This is a genomic window from Streptomyces sp. AC602_WCS936, from assembly GCF_019049125.1.
Lineage (GTDB): Bacteria > Actinomycetota > Actinomycetes > Streptomycetales > Streptomycetaceae > Streptomyces.
Genome location: NZ_JAGMUF010000120.1, coordinates 1 through 18981 on the forward strand (window position 1 = coordinate 1; position 18981 = coordinate 18981).

Below are 18981 nucleotides of genomic sequence, written 5' to 3' on the forward strand. Positions count from 1 at the left end.
CAGGGGCTGGGGTGGCTTGGGTATCGGCGGGGGTGGCGGTTTCGCTGGTGCCGGGGGTGGTGTCCCGGGCGGCGGCTACTCCGGTGGTGGGCGGGGCGGTACCCCGCGCGGGAGCAGCGGAATCGCCGGGGCCAGAGACGGCGTCCCGGACGGGAGCGGCCACGCCAGTGGCCAGCGGGGCGGTACCCCGCGCGGGAGCAGCGGAATCGCCGGGGCCAGAGACGGCGTCCCGGACGGGAGCGGCCACGCCAGTGGCCAGCGGAGCGGTGTCCCACGCGGGAGCGCGGGTGCCACCGAGGCCGCAGACGGGGCACCGGACGCAAGCGGCAACGCCGATAGTGGGCGTGGCAGTGGCAGGGCTCCCGGCGGTGCGGCGTACGCAGGACCGACCCCGGGGCCGTACTGGCCGGAGCCCCCGCACCGGCCGCCGAACCCGGACACCAATCCGTACCTGCGACCGGAGGGGGCGGGGGAACCCGAGGACGCACGGCCGGAGTGGGCGCGCATCTGGCCACCGTCCGGTGCGGGCCGCGCCGCGGGGAGCGGGCCGCCCGCACGCGGCGTTCAGCCGCACGGCAGCCCTGAGTGGCCGCCGCACGGCGCAGACCAGCAGCCCGGCGGTGAAGACCGGTGGCCCGGCGACGGAAACAGGCCGCCCGGCGAGGAGCGGTGGCCCGGCGGTGGAGACGGGCCGCCCGGCGAGGAGCGGTGGCCCGGCGGTGGAGACGGGCCGCCCGGCGAGGAGCGGTGGCCCGGCGGTGGAGACGGGCCGCCCGGCGAGGAGCGGTGGCCCGGCGGTGGAGACGAGCCGCCCGGCGAGGAGCGGTGGCCCGGCGGTGGAGACGAGCCGCCCGGCGAGGAGCGGTGGCCCGGCGGTGGAGACGGGCCGCCCGGCGAGGAGCGGTGGCCCGGCGGTGGAGACGGGCCGCCCGGCGAGGAGCGGTGGCCCGGCGGTGGAGACGGGCCGTCCGGAAGCGGCAAGGACGATCCCGGCGACGAGGACGTGTCCGGCGCTCCCACCGTCATCGGGCCGCTGGGACCACCGTCGGGAACGCCGCGGCGGCCTCCGCGCCCCGGGGAGCGGCCCGGCAGGCCGACGTCCCGCTGGGGCGAGGGCCCGCCACCGCCTCCTCCCCCGCCTCCGGCGCCCCCTCGGCGGCCGAAGGGCGGATGACCGGGCGGCGGCGGACTGCGGAGGCGCCCGCGGGAGCCGCCGCGGCGGCAGGGCAACCGCTGTCGTACTGCTGGTGCGCGGGCCCGCCACGACCGTGCTGTCCGTCAGGCGGACCTCACGGGCGGAAGGCACCGCGTGCCGGATACGGTTGGAGCACCATGAGCGCTTCGCAGACCTCTGACGTTCCCACGCTTCTCGTCAAGATCTTCGGCAAGGACCGACCGGGCATCACGGCCGGCCTGTTCGACACCCTCGCCGCCTACTCCGTCGATGTCGTCGACATCGAGCAGGTCGTCACCCGTGGCCGGATCGTCCTGTGCGCGCTCGTGACCGAGCCGCCCCGGGGACTGGAGGGCGATCTGCGGGCGACCGTCCACAGCTGGGCGGAGTCGCTGAAGCTGCAGGCGGAGATCATCTCCGGCATCGGTGACAACCGGCCGCGTGGCCTCGGCCGCTCCCTGGTCACGGTGCTGGGCCACCCGCTCACCGCCGAGGCGACGGCCGCCATAGCGGCCCGGATCACCGAGTCCGGCAGCAACATCGACCGTATTTTCCGGCTCGCCAAGTACCCCGTGACCGCCGTCGAGTTCGCGGTGTCCGGTGTGGAGACCGAGCCGCTGCGCACCGCGCTGGCCACCGAGGCCGCGGCACTGGGTGTGGACGTCGCGGTCGTGTCGGCGGGTCTGCACCGGCGGGCGCAGCGCCTGGTCGTGATGGACGTGGACTCCACGCTGATCCAGGACGAGGTCATCGAGCTGTTCGCCGCGCACGCCGGCTGTGAGGACAAGGTCGCCGAGGTCACGGCGGCCGCGATGCGCGGGGAGCTGGACTTCGAGCAGTCGCTGCACGCGCGCGTGGCGCTGCTGGCGGGGCTGGACGCCTCCGTGGTGGACAAGGTGCGCAGCGAGGTGCGGCTGACGCCGGGTGCCCGCACGCTGATCCGTACGCTGAAGCGGCTCGGTTACCAGGTGGGGGTCGTCTCCGGCGGCTTCACCCAGGTCACCGACGATCTGCGGGAGAAGCTGGGGCTGGACTTCGCCCAGGCCAACACGCTGGAGATCGTCGACGGGAAGCTGACCGGCCGGGTCACCGGGGAGATCGTGGACCGGGCGGGCAAGGCCCGGCTGCTGCGGCGGTTCGCCGCCGAGGCGGGCGTGCCGCTGTCGCAGACGGTGGCGATCGGTGACGGGGCCAACGACCTGGACATGCTGAACGCGGCCGGGCTCGGCGTCGCCTTCAACGCCAAGCCGGTGGTCCGCGAGGCGGCGCACACCGCGGTGAACGTGCCCTTCCTGGACACCGTCCTGTACCTGCTGGGCATCACACGCGAGGAGGTCGAGGCGGCGGACACGCTGGAAGAAGGCCTCGGCGACAGCCTGGGCAAGCCCCTCGACCGGATCTGACCGGCCTTCTCCCCTGGCACCTGGCCGCAACCGGCTGACGGGCGGGCAGCCCACTGCGGCGAGGGCCCGGAACACCTGGGGCGGGTGCCGGGCCCTGTCGCGCGGGGTCGGGTCAGTCGGTCGGCGCCCAGTAGTCGACGAGGGAGGCCATGCCCGGCTCCACGTCCTTCCAGGAGCCGGTGAAGGTCAGCACGGCGAAGGCGGAGGTCGGGAATCCGCGGCGGCCCATCCGCTCGCGGGCGTCGTCCTCGGCCGAGCCCGCCAGGATCTCGGCGAGTCCTTCCATGCCCGGGTTGTGGCCGATCACCAGGACGTTGCGCAGGTCGTCGGGGGTCTCGTTGAGCACGGCGATCAGCTCGCCGGGCGAGGCCTCGTAGATCCGCTCCTCGTAGACGGTTTTCGGCCGATGCGGGAATTCCGCGACGGCGAGCTTCCAGGTCTCGCGGGTCCGGGTGGAGGTGGAGCACAGGGCCTGGTCGAAGGGGACTCCGGTGTCCGCGAGCCGGCGTCCGGCCTCTGCGGCGTCCTTACGGCCCCGCTCGGCGAGCGGCCGCTCGTGGTCGGTCACCTGTGGCCAGTCGGCTTTCGCATGCCGGAAGAGGACGATCCTGCGGGATTCTGCGACGCTCATGGCATCCAGCTTCGCATGAAACAGGCCACGGGGCGCAGGGAGTTGACATGCGGATTCACCCCCACCGGCGCGCGTCCGGTGACGTGGTCCGTCCTCAGCGCGCGATCAGCTGCCGCAGCCACTCCACGAGGTGCGCGATCCCGGGTTCCCCCGCGGCGGCGTGGGCGTCGGCGGGGTTGAGTATCAGCAGGAGCAGGATCACGAAGGCGAGCACGGGCAGCGCGAGGGCCCACCAGGGCAGCCGGATGTCGACACCGCCCCTGGTCGCCTGGGGAGGCCGGGTGTGGGTAGGGGCCGACATGAGTGCCTCCGCGGGTCTTCGGGCGTCCCTGGTCCGTGCTGCGCGGCCCGCCTGAAGCGGGCACATCTCGAAGCTACGGAATCCGCGGGCCCCGTCCCATCCGGAGGTCCACCCACTTGACCCTGACCCTCACCCCCTAGGGGACGGGGGGTTAACCCCACCCCCGGGCGGCGTCACGGTGAGGCGATCGTCGCCACGATGCCGATGATCACGAAGATCGCGAGGAAGGAGCCGAAGACGATCAGCATCTTCTTCTGGCCGTGCTGGGGGTTCGGGTCGAGGACTGGCATACGGCAAGTCTCGCATCCGCCGCCCGCGCCCGGGACAGGGGCCCGGGGTCAGCGGACGGCTTCGTCCTCCACCGTGCGGTCGCGCCCCGCGAGCACGCCCACCAGGATCTGCGGCACCATCAGGGCGCTCATCAGCGCGATCGGCAGGCCCCAGCCCCCGCTGTGCTGGTAGAGCACGCCCACCAGCAGCGGCCCCGGGATGGAGATCAGGTAGCCGGTGCTCTGCGCGAAGGCGGACAGCTGGGCGACGCCCGCGCCGGTCCTGGCCCGCATCCCGACCATGGTCAGCGCGAGCGGGAAGGCGCAGTTGGAGACGCCGAGGAGCAGGGCCCAGACCCAGGCGCCGCCGGCCGGGGCGAAGTACAGTCCGGCGTATCCGGCCAGTCCGCACACGCCCAGCACGACCACGATCGGCCCCTGGTGGGGCAGGCGGGTGGCCACGCGCGGGATGACGAAGGCGAGCGGCACGCCCATCACCATGATGACGGCGAGCAGCAGACCGGCGGTGCCGGCGGAGACGCCCGCGTCCCGGAAGATCTGCGCCATCCAGCCCATCGTGATGTAGGCGGCGGTGGCCTGGAGGCCGAAGAAGACGGCGAGCGCCCAGGCCGTACGGCTGCGGGTGATGCGCAGCGGGGGCTGCTCGGCCTGGCGGCCGTCGGCGTCCGCACGCCGATCGTCGGACCCGGCGGACCCTGCGGTCTCGGCGGACGCCGACGCCCTCCGGGCCCGTACGAACGGGATCCACGCCAGGGCGGCCGCCGCGCCCAGCACGGCCCACACCGCGAGGCCGGGCTGCCAGTGCCCACCCAGCGCGTTCGTCACGGGCACGGTCGCCGCGGCGGCGATCGAGGTGCCGAAGGCGAGGGCCATCGAGTAGAGGCCCGTCATGGAGCCGACCCGGTCGGGGAAGAAGCGCTTGACGATGACCGGCATCAGCACGTTGCTGAGCGCGATGCCCATCAGGGCGAGGGCGGTGGCGGCCAGGAAGCCCGCCGTACCGCCCGCGTACGGGCGTATCAGCAGGCCGGCGGTGATGGCGATCATGCCGCCGAAGACCACCGCGCCGGGGCCGAAGCGGCGGGCCAGCCGCGGGGCGGCGACGCCGAAGACGGCGAAGCAGAGCGGGGGCACGGAAGTGAGCAGTCCGGCCACGCTGCCGCTCATGCCGAGTCCGTCGCGGACCTCTTCCAGGAGCGCGCCCAGGCTCGTGATGGCGGGGCGCAGGTTGACCGCGGCCAGCACGATGCCGAGGACGAGCAGACGGGTCATCCACGGCGTCCACGCGCGCGTGCCGGTCGCCGACCGCGTGGTCTCCGTCTGCCGCTTCGTCCGCGTCTCCGTCCGCGTCTCCGTCCGTGTGTCGGTCCGGGTTTCGTCACTAGCCATGAGACCCATCATAGAATCATGGGATGATTGATTGTCCACTCGCTTGTCGACTCGCGCGTGAAGGTGAGCCATGCCCCTGAGCCATCCCCGTCGCTCGGCCCTGTCCGAGCAGGTCATCGCGGCACTGCGGCAGCAGATCGCCTCGGGCGAGTGGCCGGTCGGCTCCCGCATCCCGACGGAGCCCGAGCTGGTCGACCAGCTCGGCGTCGCCCGGAACACGGTCCGCGAGGCGGTCCGCGCGCTGGCCCACAACGGTCTGCTGGACATCCGCCAGGGCTCCGGCACGTACGTGGTGGCGACCAGCGAACTGGCCGGCGTGATGCAGCGCCGGTTCGCCGAGGCCGACCCGCGGCACATCGCCGAGTTGCGCTCCACCCTGGAGTCCGCCGCCGCCCGGCTGGCCGCCGAGCGGCGCACGGAGAAGGACCTCAAGCAGCTCGACGCGCTCCTCGCGCGCCGGGAGGACGCCTGGCAGACGGGCGACGCGGAGGCGTACGTGACGGCGGACTCGACCTTCCACCTGGCCGTCGTGGCGGCCTCGCACAACGACGTGATGACCGCGATGTACGCGGACCTCGGCGAGGTGATGCGGGACTGGCTGCGCGTGGACGTCGGCGGCGAGCTGACCCCGGAGACGCGCATGGACCACACCAGGCTGGTGGACGCGATCCGCGCGGGGGACGCCGAGACGGCGCACACGGAGGCAGCGGGCTACCCGTTCCAGTGCCGCGCGGGCCGGATCAGCTGATCAGCTCCCCCGCGCGTGGCTGACCCAGGCCGCCCGGACCTCCTTCCAGCACCGGCCGTCCAGGCGCACGGTCTGCGCGGGAGCGGCCTCCACCGGCGAGGTGTCGGTGTCGAGGTCCCACCAGCGCTCGCACTCGATGTGCAGGCGCACGTGGTCGGGCTCCGGGTAGGGGTTGTGGCAGTGGGCGGTCACGTCGGACTCGTCGACGCGGACCCGGCACGCGGCCCCGAACGGCTCGGCGTTCCCGGCCTTCATGACCGGCACGCGCGCGTGGGACACCGCTTCGTACGGCAGGATCAGCACGCAGGCGACGGCGAGGGCCGCCGGGGCCAGACGGTGGAGTGGACGCACAAGGGACCTCCTCGGCCGGCTGGGGAGGGAAAGCGCGTGGTGAACTCGTACTTCAGGGTGCGCGGCGGCTGGTCCGGGCGCCCGGCCGACTGAGCCAAACGGGTGACACGCCGACGGTGACACGCCAAGGGCCCGCACCCGGGTGGATGCGGGCCCTCGGGGGCGTCGGCTCAGGCGCCGATGGCGTGCAGACCGCCGTCCACGTGGACGATCTCGCCCGTGGTCTTCGGGAACCAGTCGCTGAGCAGCGCGACGATGCCGCGGCCGGCCGGCTCCGGGTCCTTGAGGTCCCACTCCAGCGGGGCCCGGCTGTCCCACACCGAGGCCAGTTCCCCGAAGCCGGGGATGGACTTGGCGGCCATGGAGCCGATCGGGCCGGCCGAGACCAGGTTGCAGCGGATGTTCTGCTTGCCCAGGTCACGGGCCATGTAGCGGCTGGTGGCCTCCAGCGCGGCCTTGGCCGGGCCCATCCAGTCGTACTGCGGCCAGGCGTACTGCGCGTCGAAGGTGAGGCCGACGACCGAGCCGCCGTTCTGCATCAGCGGCAGGCAGGCCATGGTCAGCGACTTCAGGGAGTACGCCGAGACGTGCATGGCGGTGGCGACCGACTCGAACGGCGTGTTCAGGAAGTTGCCGCCGAGGGCGTCCTGCGGGGCGAAGCCGATGGAGTGGACGACTCCGTCGAGGCCGCCCAGCTCCTCGCCGACGACGTCGGCCAGGCGCCCGAGGTGCTCGTCGTTGGTGACGTCGAGCTCGATGACCTTGGTGGGCTTGGGCAGCTTCTTGGCGATGCGCTCGGTCAGCGTGGGCCGCGGGAACGCGGTCAGGATGATCTCGGCGCCCTGCTCCTGGGCCAGCTTGGCGGCGTGGAAGGCGATGGAGGACTCCATCAGCACACCGGTGATCAGGACGCGCTTGCCCTCGAGAATTCCGCTCATGGTGATCAGTGACCCATTCCCAGTCCGCCGTCAACGGGGATGACGGCTCCAGTGATGTACGAAGCGTCGTCCGAGGTCAGGAACCGCACCGTCGCGGCGATCTCCTCGGGCCGCGCGTACCGCGCCAGCGGCACCTGCGCGAGGATCTTCGTCTGCTGCTCCTCGGTGAGCTCCCGGGTCATGTCGGTGTCGACGAAACCGGGCGCCACGACGTTGAAGGTGATGTTGCGCGACCCCAGCTCACGGGCGAGGGAGCGCGCGAAGCCGACCAGGGCGGCCTTGGAGGCGGCGTAGTTCGCCTGCCCCGCGGAGCCGAGGAGCCCGACCACCGACGAGATGAGCACGACGCGGCCCTTCTTGGCCCGCAGCATGCCGCGGTTGGCGCGCTTGACGACGCGGAAGGTGCCGGTGAGGTTGGTGTCGACGACGGAGGTGAAGTCCTCCTCCGACATGCGCATCAGGAGCTGGTCCTTGGTGACGCCGGCGTTGGCGACGAGGACCTCGACGGGACCGTGCGTCTCCTCGATCTCCTTGTAGGCCTGCTCCACCTGCTCGCTGTCGGTGATGTCGCACTTGACGGCCAGGAAGCCGGCCGGCGGCTCACCCGAGCGGTACGTGATCGCGACCTTGTCGCCGGCGTCGGCGAATGCGCGGGCGATGGCGAGGCCGATGCCCCGGTTTCCTCCGGTGACGAGAACCGAGCGGCTCAACGGATCACCCTTTCGATAGCGGTCTGGCACACCCGCCCGGACCCGTGGAGAGCAGGCGGCTTCCTCGAAAACCTATCGGTCGGGGACCGGCCGGGGACATTCGGGCACCCACAGTGGCTTACGGGAGTGACTGTCGGATCCCTACAGAACCGTGCGCGCACCGGGCGGAAACCTCTGGTCCGGGGGCGGGATGGGCGACATGATCGGAGCGACCACGGACACACCGGCCCGGTGCGCCCCGACCTCGTCCAGTCGACAGAAAGAGACGCAGGTGCCTCACAGCATCGACGAAGCCTTCACAGCACTCCCCCTGCGCGCCCTCGCCGACGCCGCCCTGGCCCGCGCGCGTGCCCTCGGCGCCGAGCACGCCGACTTCCGGCTGGAGCGGGTGCGAGGCGCCTCCTGGCGCCTGAGGGACGCCAAGCCCGCCGGGACCTCGGACACCACCGACCTCGGGTACGCGGTGCGCGTGGTGCACGGCGGTACCTGGGGCTTCGCGTCGGGGGTGGACCTGACCATGGACGCCGCCGCCAGGGTGGCGTCCCAGGCGGTGGCCATGGCGAAGCTGTCCGCGCAGGTGATCAAGGCGGCCGGCTCCGACGAGCGCGTCGAGCTGGCCGACGAGCCCGTGCACGCCGACAGGACGTGGGTCTCGGCGTACGACATCGATCCGTTCACCGTGCCCGACGCCGAGAAGTCGGCCCTGCTGGCCGACTGGAGCGCGCGGCTGCTGGCGGCCGACGGGGTCGATCACGTGGACGCCTCGCTGCTCACCGTGCACGAGAACAAGTTCTACGCCGACACCGCCGGGACCGTGACGACACAGCAGCGGGTGCGGCTGCACCCGGTACTGACCGCCGTGTCGGTGGACGACTCCAGCGGCGAGTTCGACTCCATGCGCACCCTGGCGCCGCCCGCCGGGCGCGGCTGGGAGTACCTGACCGGCACCGGCTGGGACTGGGACGGCGAGCTGGCCCAGATCCCGGAGCTGCTCGCCGAGAAGATGCGGGCGCCGAGCGTCGAGGCGGGGCTGTACGACCTGGTCGTCGACCCGTCGAACCTGTGGCTGACCATCCACGAGTCCATCGGCCACGCCACCGAGCTGGACCGCGCCCTCGGCTACGAGGCCGCCTACGCCGGCACCTCCTTCGCCACCTTCGACCAGCTCGGCAAGTTGCGCTACGGCTCGGAGCTGCTGAACGTCACCGGCGACCGCACCGCCGAGCACGGGCTGGCGACCATCGGGTACGACGACGAGGGCGTGGCGGGCCAGTCCTGGGACCTGGTGAAGGACGGGACGCTGGTCGGTTACCAGCTGGACCGGCGGATCGCGCGGCTCACCGGGTTCGAGCGGTCCAACGGGTGCGCGTACGCCGACTCCCCCGCCCATGTGCCGGTGCAGCGCATGGCCAACGTGTCGCTGCGGCCGGATCCCGGCGGGCTGTCCACGGAGGACCTGATCGGGGGCGTGGAGCGCGGGATCTACGTCGTCGGGGACCGGTCCTGGTCCATCGACATGCAGCGCTACAACTTCCAGTTCACCGGTCAGCGGTTCTTCCGGATCGAGAACGGGCGGCTCGCCGGTCAGCTGCGGGACGTGGCCTACCAGGCGACGACCACCGACTTCTGGGGCTCCATGGCGGCCGTCGGCGGCCCGCAGACGTACGTCCTGGGCGGCGCCTTCAACTGCGGCAAGGCGCAGCCGGGGCAGGTGGCGGCCGTCTCGCACGGCTGCCCGTCCGCCCTCTTCAAGGGAGTCAACATCCTCAACACCACCCAGGAGGCGGGACGATGAGCGCGCGCACGAGCAGGCCGCACGAGATCGTCGAGCGGGCACTGGAGCTGTCCCGGGCCGACGGCTGCGTCGTGATCGCCGACGAGGAGTCCACCGCCAACCTGCGCTGGGCGGGCAACGCGCTCACCACGAACGGTGTCACGCGCGGGCGCACGCTCACGGTCGTCGCCACCGTCGACGGGCGGGAGGGCACGGCGTCCGGCGTCGTGTCGCGCTCGGCGGTGACCGTGGACGAACTGGAGCCCCTGGTGCGCGCCGCCGAGGCCGCCGCGCGCGGTGCCGGACCGGCCGAGGACGCGCGGCCGCTGGTCGCGGACGTGCCCGCGTCGCCGGACTTCACCGACGCGCCCGCCGAGACCTCGTCGGCCGTGTTCGCCGACTTCGCGCCGGCCCTCGGGGAGGCGTTCGCACGCGCGCGTGCGGGCGGCCGGGAGCTGTACGGCTTCGCCAACCACGAGATGACGTCCACGTACGTGGGTACGTCCACGGGGCTGCGGCTGCGGCACGACCAGCCGAACGGGACGCTGGAGCTGAACGCCAAGTCTCCGGACCGCACCCGGTCGGCGTGGGCGGGGCGGGCCACGCGGGACTTCAAGGACGTCGACCCGGCCGCGCTCGACGCGGAGCTGGCCGTACGGCTGGGATGGGCCCAGCGGCGGGTGGAGCTGCCCGCCGGGCGGTACGAGACGCTGCTGCCGCCCACCGCGGTCGCCGACCTGCTCATCTACCAGTTCTGGTCGGCGTCGGGACGGGACGCGACCGAAGGGCGCACGGTGTTCTCCAAGCCGGGCGGCGGCACGCGCGTGGGCGAGCGGCTGGGCGAGCTGCCGCTGACGCTGCGCAGCGATCCGCACGAGCCGGGGCTCGAGTGCGCGCCCTTCGTGGTGGCGCACTCGTCGGGCGGCGACCAGTCGGTGTTCGACAACGGGCTGCCGGTCGCGGCGACCGACTGGATCCGCGCGGGCGAGCTGCACCGGCTGACCACCACCCGGCACAGCGCCGGGCTGACCGGGCTGCCGGTGGCGCCGGCCATCGGCAACCTGGTCCTGGACGGCGGCGACCCGGACCGGTCCCTGGAGGAGATGGTCGCCGGCACCTCGCGCGGGCTGCTGCTGACCTGCCTCTGGTACATCCGCGAGGTCGACCCGGCGACGCTGCTGCTGACCGGGCTGACCCGGGACGGCGTCTACCTCGTCGAGGACGGCGAGGTGGTCGGCGAGGTGAACAACTTCCGGTTCAACGAGTCGCCGGTGAGTCTGCTGGGCCGGGCCACCGAGGCCGGGCGGACGGAAAAGACGCTGCCCAGGGAGTGGGGTGACTGGTTCACTAGGGCTGCGATGCCCGCCCTGAGGGTGCCGGACTTCAATATGAGCTCTGTCAGTCAGGGCGTATAACCTCGTAGTCGGCTGCCACCTGGCCGCCGAAGATCATGAGCATGTAGGAGACACGAGAACCGTGACGGACATCGTCGACGAGCTGAAGTGGCGTGGGCTGTTCGCCCAGTCCACCGATGAGGATGCTTTGCGCAAGGCGCTCGCGGACGGTCCCGTCACGTTCTATTGCGGTTTCGACCCGACCGCGCCGTCCCTGCACGTGGGGCACCTGGTGCAGGTGCTCACCGTGCGCCGGCTCCAGCAGGCCGGTCACCGGCCGCTGGCGCTGGTCGGCGGCGCGACGGGCCAGATCGGCGACCCGCGGCCGACCGCGGAGCGCACGCTGAACTCGCCGGAGACCGTCGCGGGCTGGGTCGAGCGGCTGCGCGGCCAGATCGAGCCGTTCCTGTCCTTCGAGGGCGAGAACGCGGCCCTGATGGTCAACAACCTCGACTGGACCGAGGGCCTGTCCGCGATCGAGTTCCTGCGGGACATCGGCAAGCACTTCCGGGTCAACAAGATGCTGACCAAGGACTCCGTCGCCCGGCGCCTGGAGTCCTCCGAGGGCATCAGCTACACGGAGTTCAGCTACCAGCTCCTCCAGGCGATGGACTTCCTCCAGCTCTACCGGCGCTACGGCTGCACGATGCAGCAGGGCGGCAGCGACCAGTGGGGCAACCTGACGGCCGGCCTCGACCTGCTGCACCGGCTGGAGCCGGACGCGTCCGTGCACGCCTACGCGACGCCGCTGATGACCAAGGCGGACGGCACCAAGTTCGGCAAGACCGAGGGCGGCGCCGTCTGGCTGGACCCGGAGATGACCACGCCGTACGCGTTCTACCAGTTCTGGCTGAACGTGGACGACCGGGACATCTCGCGCTACATGCGCATCCTGTCCTTCCGCTCCCGTACGGAGCTGGAGGAGCTGGAGGAGCAGACCGAGGAGCGTCCGCAGGCACGGGCCGCGCAGCGCGCGCTGGCCGAGGAGCTGACGACGCTGGTGCACGGCGCCGACCAGACGGCCGCCGTGATCGCCGCGTCCAAGGCCCTCTTCGGCCAGGGCGACCTGGCGGAGCTGGACGAGCGGACGCTGGCCGCCGCCCTGTCCGAGCTGCCGCACGTCCAGGTCGCCGAGCCGGCCCCGGTCGTGGACCTGTTCGCAGAGGTCGGCCTGGTCGCCAGCAAGTCCGCCGCCCGTCGCACGGTGAAGGAGGGCGGCGCCTACGTGAACAACGCCAAGGTCGCCGCCGAGGACGCCGTTCCCGCCCGGGAGGACCTGCTGCACGGGCGCTGGCTGGTGCTGCGCCGCGGCAAGAAGAACCTGGCCGCGGTCGAGGTCACCGGCGGCTGAGCGCGCGCGTCAGGGGCGGTCTCCGGTGCCATGCGGCTGCCGGAGGCCGCCCCTGCGCCGTGCGGGACCCGTCGTACGAGACCGCCGTACGGGACCGTGCGGACGCTCAGGCCCGTTCGCGCCGCTTGTTGCCGCGCACCGCCATGTAGAGCGCGTCGCCGACGCCCACGATGATGATCGCGGCCACCAGCTGGAACAGGTGCCGCCACCAGTCGATGCCGCGGGTCGCGTCCACGCCGACGGCGCGGGCGATCGCGTTTCCGGCGATGGCTCCGAGCATGCCGAAGATGGTGGTCAGCCACAGGGGGCTGTGCTGCTTCCCGGGAATGATCGCCTTGGCGATCAGACCCAGCACGAATCCGACGATGATCGCCCACAACCAGCCCATGGCTGCCTCCTCATTCGGCTCCACGCGAGCATTACCGCCAGTCTTCGGCCGTACCGCGTACGGCGCATGGCGGGTACGGCCGAATGGGGTACCGGGCTGCGCGGTGCGGCGCAGGTCCTGCGGGCGGGCCGGTGGGTGCCCCGGTCTCGTGTACGGCGCAGGTGCGGCGTAACGTGGTGAGTTGTCCGGGACCGGAGTCCCCGTGCGGCCGCGGACGGGAGCGGGGCGGGGAGAGTCCGATGCGGGCGGATGGTGGAACCAGATGCGGAAGCAGAGTGCCGGCGGCAAGGCCGAGGTGTTCCGGATCACCGGGGCCCGGGCGGGCCTCCAGGAAGACGTGCGCGGCCGGCAGCGCCGGTACATCATCTCGATGTCGATCCGTACCCTGTCGGTGGTGCTCGCGGCCTGCCTGTGGAACGTGGAACGGCACGTGGCGATCGTGGCGCTGGTCCTGGGCGCGGTACTGCCGTACGTCGCCGTGGTGCTCGCGAACGCCGGGCGCGAGAACGCGCCATCGTTGCCGTCGACGTTCGTGACGATGCCGACCGCCCCGATGATCACGCCGCCGCGCGACGACGACGGTCCGGCGGAATCCGACCCGGAGGACGCCCCGTCCGGAGGGGCTCCGGACGCCGCTGGTGAGCCCCGCGCACGAGCCTGACCGAGGAACGCACGTCGATTCCTCGCCAGGCCGAAGAAATGCTCAGATGAATCATGTGGTTCCGGTGCCGGGCGATGGGTGACCCGTGACATACTTCGTACGCGCTCCGCATCCCCCGTCGGAGCGACGGACCGACGCCGGGCAGCTCCCCCCGTGGCTGCTCGGCGTCGCCTTGTTGTGTGGACCTGTGAGACGAACCTGTGAGTGACGAGACCGCCCCGGAGACCACCCCGGCCACCGCCCCGATCTGCTCCGCCAAGGGCTGCCGTACCGCCGCCGTGTGGGTGCTGGCGTGGAACAACCCGAAGATCCACACGCCGGAGCGGCGCAAGACGTGGATCGCGTGCGACGAGCACCGGGAGCACCTGTCGCAGTTCCTCGGGGTGCGCGGCTTCCTGAAGGACGTCGTCCCGCTGGACGAGTGGGAAGCCCCCGCGGGCTCCTAGGGGCCGCCCTATTGGGCTGTCCTGTCCCCCTGTCCTATCCCCCGATCGCCGACATCGGCCGGTCGGGCTGGACGAAGGTCGGGTCGTCGAGGCCGGCGCCGGCCTTCTTGCCCCACATGGCCAGCCGCCAGATCCGGGCGATCTCCTCGTCCGGGGCGTCGGAGCGCAGGGCGGCCCGCAGGTCGGTCTCCTCGGTGGCGAACAGGCAGGTGCGCACCTGGCCGTCGGCGGTCAGGCGGGTGCGGTCGCAGGCCGAGCAGAACGGGCGGGTGACGGAGGCGATGACGCCGACCCGGTGCGGGCCGCCGTCCACGAGCCAGCGCTCGGCGGGGGCAGACCCGCGTTCCTCGGAGCCCTCGGCGGTCAGCTCGAAACGGGTGCGCAGGGAGGTGAGGATGTCACCGGCGGTGATCATCCCCTCGCGCTTCCAGCCGTGCTGGGCGTCCAGGGGCATCTGCTCGATGAAGCGCAGTTCGTAGTCGTGCTCCACGGCCCAGGCGAGCAGGTCGGGGGCCTCGTCGTCGTTGAGCCCCGGCATCAGGACGGAGTTGACCTTGACCGGGGTCAGGCCGGCCTCGCGGGCCGCTTCCAGTCCCTGAAGGACGTCCTTGTGGCGGTCGCGGCGGGTGAGGGTCTTGAAGACGTCGGGACGGAGGGTGTCCAGCGAGACGTTGACCCGGTCCAGGCCCGCCGCCTTCAGGGCGGGCGCCGTGCGCTTCAGACCGATGCCATTGGTGGTCAGCGACATCTGGGGGCGCGGCTCGAGGGCGGCGACGCGCTCCACGATGCCGACCAGGCCGGGGCGCAGCAGGGGCTCGCCGCCGGTGAAGCGGACCTCCTCGATACCGAGGGAGGTGACCGCGATGTCGATGAGGCGGACGATCTCGTCGTCCGTGAGCAGGTCGGGCTTGGCCAGCCACTGGAGGCCCTCTTCGGGCATGCAGTAGGTGCAGCGCAGGTTGCAGCGGTCGGTGAGCGAGACCCTCAGGTCGGTGGCCACTCGGTTGTAGGTGTCGATGAGCACGTGGGCCCCCTCCCTCGACGCGGATCGGCGGAGCACTTCTCTCCTCCGACACCTGCGAGCCTACGTGACGGGTCCGACATCGACAGCGGGCCGATCCCTACGACGTACGGCGGGGTGGATCAGTGGGCTCCGGTGCCGGTCAGGGACCGGACCTCGAGCTCCGCGTACTTCGCCGTGTCGGGCTCCTCCTTCGACAGGACCGTGCCGAGCCAGCCCATCAGGAAACCGAACGGGATGGAGATGAGACCCGGGTTCTGCAGCGGGAACCAGGCGAAGTCGACGTCGGGGAACATCGCCTTCGGATCGCCGGAGACCACGGGCGAGAACAGCACCAGGCCGACGGCGACGATCAGGCCGCCGTAGATCGACCACAGGGCGCCCTGGGTGGTGAACCGCTTCCAGAAGAGGCTGTAGAGGATCGTCGGCAGGTTGGCGGACGCGGCGACCGCGAAGGCCAGGGCGACCAGGCCGGCCACGTTCAGGTCGCGGGCGAGGGCGCCCAGCGCGATGGAGACGATGCCGATGAACACGGTCGCCCAGCGGGCCGCCCGCATCTCCTCCTTCTCGGTGGCCCTGCCCTTGCGGATGACGTTGGCGTAGATGTCGTGCGCGAAGGACGAGGACGAGGCGAGGGTGAGGCCGGCGACCACGGCGAGGATGGTCGCGAAGGCCACCGCCGAGATGGTGGCGAGCAGGATCGCGCCCCAGGCCGAGTCGACGCCGCCGACGTGCAGGGCGAGCAGCGGCGCGGCCGTGTTGCCGGAGGCGTTGGACGCGATGATCTCGTCCTTGCCGATGAGGGCGGCGGCGCCGAAGCCGAGGGCGATGGTCATCAGGTAGAAGGCGCCGATGATGCCGATGGCCCAGTTCACGGACTTACGGGCGGCCTTGGCGTTGGGCACGGTGTAGAAGCGGATCAGGATGTGCGGCAGGCCGGCGGTGCCGAGCACCAGGGCGAGGCCCAGGGAGATGAAGTCCAGCTTGGTGGTGCCGGTGGCGCCGTACTTCAGTCCGGGCTCCAGGAAGGCGGCGCCCTCGCCGCTGCGCTCCGCGGCGGTGCCCAGCAGGTCGGAGATGTTGAAGTCGAACTTCAGCAGCACCAGGAAGGTGATCAGGATGGTGCCGCCGATCAGCAGGACGGCCTTGACCATCTGGACCCAGGTGGTGCCCTTCATGCCGCCGATGGAGACGTACACGATCATCAGGATGCCGACGAGGGCGACGATGAGGATCTTGCCCGCGTCGGAGGTGATGCCCAGCAGCAGCGAGACGAGGATGCCCGCGCCCGCCATCTGGGCCAGCAGGTAGAAGATCGAGACGACGATGGTGGAGGTGCCGGCGGCGGTGCGCACGGGGCGCTGGCGCATGCGGTAGGCGAGGACGTCGCCCATGGTGTAGCGGCCGGAGTTCCTGAGCGGCTCGGCGACCAGGAGCAGGGCGACCAGCCAGGCGACGAGGAAGCCGATGGAGTAGAGGAAGCCGTCGTAGCCGAAGAGGGCGATGGCGCCGGCGATGCCGAGGAAGGACGCGGCCGACATGTAGTCGCCGGAGACGGCGAGGCCGTTCTGGAAGGCGCTGAAGGACCGGCCGCCCGCGTAGAAGTCGGCGGCGTCCTTGGTCTGGCGGCCCGCCCAGACCGTGATGCCGAGCGTGGCCAGGACGAAGATCGCGAAGAGGGTGATGATGAGCGGCCGGTGCTCGCTGGCCTCGTTGGCGGCGAGCTCGGCGGCGAGAACGGTCTGTGCGGGGCTCATGCGCCGCCCTCCATCCGGGACTTGATGGCCTCGGCCTTGGGGTCGAGCTTCGCGGCGGCGTGCCGCGAGTACCACCAGGCGATGAGGAACGTGGTGACGAACTGGGCGATGCCGAAGACGAAGGCGACGTTGATGTTGCCGAAGAGCTTGGTGCCCATGAAGCCGCCGGCGTAGTTCGACAGCAGCACGTACAGCAGGTACCAGGCGACGAACGCGATCGTCAGCGGGAAGGCGAAGGAGCGGAAGGAGCGGCGCAGTTCGGCGAACTCAGCGCTCTGCTGCACTTCGGAGAACTCCTCGGGTGACGGAAGATGGCGTTCCTCTTTCGAGGGGGGCGGTGCGTCGGTGGCCACGGAGTCTCCTCGTACGACGGACATGACGGCTTGGACCTCGGTCTTCTCGCGGGGGCCTGATCGTGCTCGGACTCCCTGACCAACGACACGGCGCCCCACCGGCACCGGTTCAACCCGCGTGGCACTTTCCGAAGTCACCCGTGGCGGGTCATTGCTGGCCGGCGGCTACGAGGGATAGCTTCACCCTGCACCACTCCGTCATGTACCTGCCCGGTCACCACCCGTGTCTCGGGCCGGTCCCTTTTCCGGATGATGTGGAGACCCCATGGATCATCTGCGTTCGACGCGTTCGTCGCGGTCGCCGCGTTCCAGACGACGGCTCGCTCTCGCCGTACCGGTCGTGCTGTCGCTCACCGCGTCCCTCGGTTTCCTGCCGGCCGCCGCCTCGGCCGCCCCGGGCGCGGGCACCGCGAAGGAGTCCGCGCAGGAGTCCGCCCGGGACGCCGGGACCACGGACGCGCCCGACCTCGCGTACGTGGTCAACACGCGGACGGACCACCGCACGATCGCGTCGGTGAAGCGGGCGATAGCCGAGGCCGACGGCAGCGTCGTCGCCACCTACCGGAAGATCGGCGTGATCGTCGTCCACTCGGCCAACCCGGACTTCGGCGAGGAGATACGCGAGGCCCGCGGGGTGCAGTCCGCGGGCGCGACCCGCACCGCGCCGCTGACCGCCGCCGGGACGACCGACCAGGGCGCCGCCGAGATGCTCACCGCCGCACAGGCCGCGCGGACCGCGAAGGCGTCGAAGGCCGCCGGGGCGAGCGAGCCGCTGGAAGCGGACCAGTGGGACCTGCGCGCGATAGGCGCCGACAAGGCCGCGAAGATCAACCCGGGCAGCTCCCGGGTCACCGTCGCCGTCATAGACACCGGCGTCGACGACACCCACCCCGACCTCGCCCCGAACTTCTCCGCCTCGCAGTCCGCCAACTGCGTCGGCGGCAAGGCGGACACCAGCGAGGGCGCCTGGCGGCCGTACACCGCCGACGACTACCACGGCACCCACGTCGCCGGTGAGATAGCCGCCGCCCGCAACGGCATCGGCGTCGCCGGTGTCGCACCGGGCGTGCAGGTCTCCAGCATCAAGGTGAGCGACCCGGACAACGGGCTCTTCTACCCCGAGAGCGTCGTCTGCGCCTTCATGTTCGCCGCCGACCACGGCGTGGAGATCACCAACAACAGCTACTACGTGGACCCCTGGCTGTACAACTGCATGGACGACCCGGACCAGCGCGCCATCGTCGACGCGGTCAACCGGGCCCAGCTGTACGCCCAGCGCAAGGGCACCCTGCACCTGGCCTCCGCCGGCAACTCCAACCACGACCTGGACTCCGACGCCATCGTCGACGACTCCAGCCCCGACGACTCCACGCCGGTGACGCGGACCATCGACCCGCACGAGTGCTTCGACGTGCCGACCCAGCTGCCCGGCATCGTCACCGTCAGCGCCACGGGCGTCGACAAGGAGAAGTCCTACTACTCCTCGTACGGCAAGGGCGTCGTCGACGTCGCGGCGCCGGGCGGCGACGGGCGCTACCAGACCCCGGACACGCCGTCGAAGAACGGCCGCATCCTGTCGACCATGCCGAACAACGAGTACGCCTGGCTCCAGGGCACCTCGATGGCCTCCCCGCACGCCGCGGGCGTCGCCGCGCTGCTGAAGTCGGAGCACCCCTGGGCGTCCCCGGCGACGCTCCAGTGGCTGCTGAAGGCCCAGGCCGACAACCCGGGCTGCCCGGCCTCCTACGACCAGGACGGCGACGGCACACAGGACGCCGACTGCGAGGGCGGCAAGCGGGTCAACGGCTTCTACGGCTTCGGCATCGTCGACGCGCTCCGCGCGGTGAAGTGATCCGCCCGGTCCACCGCTCACGAGACTTTCCCCTCCCTTCCGGCAACGA

The 18981-nt window shown here is 71.7% G+C and carries 19 protein-coding genes; 8 read left to right on the forward strand and 11 right to left on the reverse strand.

Annotated features, from left to right (window positions below; genetic code table 11):
- Nucleotides 1–1332: 1332 nt before the first annotated feature.
- The gene (gene serB, locus KUM03_RS32390; RefSeq protein ID WP_217254142.1) at nucleotides 1333–2577 is read left to right on the forward strand and encodes a phosphoserine phosphatase SerB; all 1245 of its coding nucleotides are present in this window, start codon (nucleotides 1333–1335) and stop codon (nucleotides 2575–2577) included.
- Nucleotides 2578–2689: 112 nt separating this feature from the next.
- Here the strand turns inward: serB and KUM03_RS32395 are convergent, their stop codons facing one another.
- From KUM03_RS32395 to KUM03_RS32405, 4 genes are all read right to left on the reverse strand, one after another.
- Nucleotides 2690–3208 carry a histidine phosphatase family protein gene (locus KUM03_RS32395; RefSeq protein ID WP_217254143.1) on the reverse strand — a complete coding sequence of 173 codons (519 nt, stop codon included), beginning with the start codon at nucleotides 3206–3208 and terminating at the stop codon, nucleotides 2690–2692.
- 94 nt (nucleotides 3209–3302) lie between these two features.
- The gene (locus tag KUM03_RS32400; RefSeq protein ID WP_217254144.1) at nucleotides 3303–3509 is read right to left on the reverse strand and encodes a hypothetical protein; all 207 of its coding nucleotides are present in this window, start codon (nucleotides 3507–3509) and stop codon (nucleotides 3303–3305) included.
- A gap of 173 nt (nucleotides 3510–3682) precedes the next feature.
- Nucleotides 3683–3799, reverse strand: coding sequence for an SGM_5486 family transporter-associated protein (locus tag KUM03_RS38720; RefSeq protein WP_019329374.1), 117 nt, complete (start codon nucleotides 3797–3799; stop codon nucleotides 3683–3685).
- Between the two features lie 48 nt (nucleotides 3800–3847).
- Nucleotides 3848–5200, reverse strand: coding sequence for a CynX/NimT family MFS transporter (locus KUM03_RS32405; protein WP_217254145.1), 1353 nt, complete (start codon nucleotides 5198–5200; stop codon nucleotides 3848–3850).
- A 58-nt stretch (nucleotides 5201–5258) separates the two neighbouring features.
- On the opposite strand from KUM03_RS32405, the gene KUM03_RS32410 reads away from it, so the two are divergent.
- Nucleotides 5259–5936 carry a FadR/GntR family transcriptional regulator gene (locus KUM03_RS32410; RefSeq protein WP_217254146.1) on the forward strand — a complete coding sequence of 226 codons (678 nt, stop codon included), beginning with the start codon at nucleotides 5259–5261 and terminating at the stop codon, nucleotides 5934–5936.
- Here the strand turns inward: KUM03_RS32410 and KUM03_RS32415 are convergent, their stop codons facing one another.
- The 3 genes from KUM03_RS32415 to fabG all read right to left on the reverse strand — a co-directional run bounded on the left by KUM03_RS32415 (nucleotide 5937) and on the right by fabG (nucleotide 7935).
- A complete protein-coding gene (locus tag KUM03_RS32415) occupies nucleotides 5937–6287 on the reverse strand; it encodes a hypothetical protein (protein ID WP_217254147.1) in 351 nt (116 codons plus the stop codon). It lies immediately after the preceding gene.
- 170 nt (nucleotides 6288–6457) lie between these two features.
- Nucleotides 6458–7225 carry an enoyl-ACP reductase FabI gene (fabI, locus tag KUM03_RS32420; RefSeq protein WP_217254148.1) on the reverse strand — a complete coding sequence of 256 codons (768 nt, stop codon included), beginning with the start codon at nucleotides 7223–7225 and terminating at the stop codon, nucleotides 6458–6460.
- Nucleotides 7226–7230: 5 nt separating this feature from the next.
- Nucleotides 7231–7935, reverse strand: a complete 705-nt coding sequence (fabG, locus tag KUM03_RS32425) for a 3-oxoacyl-[acyl-carrier-protein] reductase (RefSeq protein ID WP_019329369.1) — start codon at nucleotides 7933–7935, stop codon at nucleotides 7231–7233.
- A 271-nt stretch (nucleotides 7936–8206) separates the two neighbouring features.
- Here fabG and KUM03_RS32430 point away from each other — a divergent pair, with 271 nt between their 5' ends.
- The 3 genes from KUM03_RS32430 to tyrS all read left to right on the forward strand — a co-directional run bounded on the left by KUM03_RS32430 (nucleotide 8207) and on the right by tyrS (nucleotide 12454).
- Nucleotides 8207–9730, forward strand: coding sequence for a TldD/PmbA family protein (locus KUM03_RS32430; protein WP_217254149.1), 1524 nt, complete (start codon nucleotides 8207–8209; stop codon nucleotides 9728–9730).
- On the forward strand, nucleotides 9727–11124 hold the full coding sequence (locus KUM03_RS32435) for a metallopeptidase TldD-related protein (protein ID WP_217254150.1): 1398 nt from the start codon (nucleotides 9727–9729) through the stop codon (nucleotides 11122–11124). Before KUM03_RS32430 ends, KUM03_RS32435 begins: the two co-directional genes overlap by 4 nt.
- Nucleotides 11125–11185: 61 nt before the next feature.
- Entirely contained in the window at nucleotides 11186–12454 is a 1269-nt protein-coding gene (gene tyrS / locus KUM03_RS32440) for a tyrosine--tRNA ligase (protein WP_217254151.1), read from the forward strand.
- Between the two features lie 106 nt (nucleotides 12455–12560).
- Here tyrS and KUM03_RS32445 read toward each other — a convergent pair whose 3' ends face one another.
- The gene (locus KUM03_RS32445) at nucleotides 12561–12842 is read right to left on the reverse strand and encodes a GlsB/YeaQ/YmgE family stress response membrane protein (RefSeq protein WP_217254152.1); all 282 of its coding nucleotides are present in this window, start codon (nucleotides 12840–12842) and stop codon (nucleotides 12561–12563) included.
- Nucleotides 12843–13104: 262 nt separating this feature from the next.
- Here KUM03_RS32445 and KUM03_RS32450 point away from each other — a divergent pair, with 262 nt between their 5' ends.
- Both KUM03_RS32450 and KUM03_RS32455 read left to right on the forward strand, forming a co-directional pair.
- Entirely contained in the window at nucleotides 13105–13503 is a 399-nt protein-coding gene (locus tag KUM03_RS32450) for a DUF3099 domain-containing protein (RefSeq protein ID WP_217254153.1), read from the forward strand.
- Between the two features lie 200 nt (nucleotides 13504–13703).
- Complete coding sequence (locus KUM03_RS32455) at nucleotides 13704–13949, forward strand: hypothetical protein (protein ID WP_217254154.1); 246 nt, start codon at nucleotides 13704–13706, stop codon at nucleotides 13947–13949.
- Between the two features lie 34 nt (nucleotides 13950–13983).
- Here KUM03_RS32455 and moaA read toward each other — a convergent pair whose 3' ends face one another.
- From moaA to KUM03_RS32470, 3 genes are all read right to left on the reverse strand, one after another.
- Entirely contained in the window at nucleotides 13984–14973 is a 990-nt protein-coding gene (gene moaA, locus KUM03_RS32460) for a GTP 3',8-cyclase MoaA (RefSeq protein WP_217254155.1), read from the reverse strand.
- A gap of 119 nt (nucleotides 14974–15092) precedes the next feature.
- On the reverse strand, nucleotides 15093–16727 hold the full coding sequence (locus KUM03_RS32465; protein WP_217254156.1) for a cation acetate symporter: 1635 nt from the start codon (nucleotides 16725–16727) through the stop codon (nucleotides 15093–15095).
- Nucleotides 16724–17080 carry a DUF485 domain-containing protein gene (locus KUM03_RS32470; RefSeq protein WP_217254157.1) on the reverse strand — a complete coding sequence of 119 codons (357 nt, stop codon included), beginning with the start codon at nucleotides 17078–17080 and terminating at the stop codon, nucleotides 16724–16726. Before KUM03_RS32470 ends, KUM03_RS32465 begins: the two co-directional genes overlap by 4 nt.
- A 265-nt stretch (nucleotides 17081–17345) precedes the next feature.
- On the opposite strand from KUM03_RS32470, the gene KUM03_RS32475 reads away from it, so the two are divergent.
- Nucleotides 17346–18932 (forward strand): S8 family serine peptidase, encoded by a 1587-nt coding sequence (locus KUM03_RS32475; RefSeq protein WP_217254158.1) that lies wholly within the window; start codon nucleotides 17346–17348, stop codon nucleotides 18930–18932.
- Nucleotides 18933–18981: the final 49 nt, after the last annotated feature.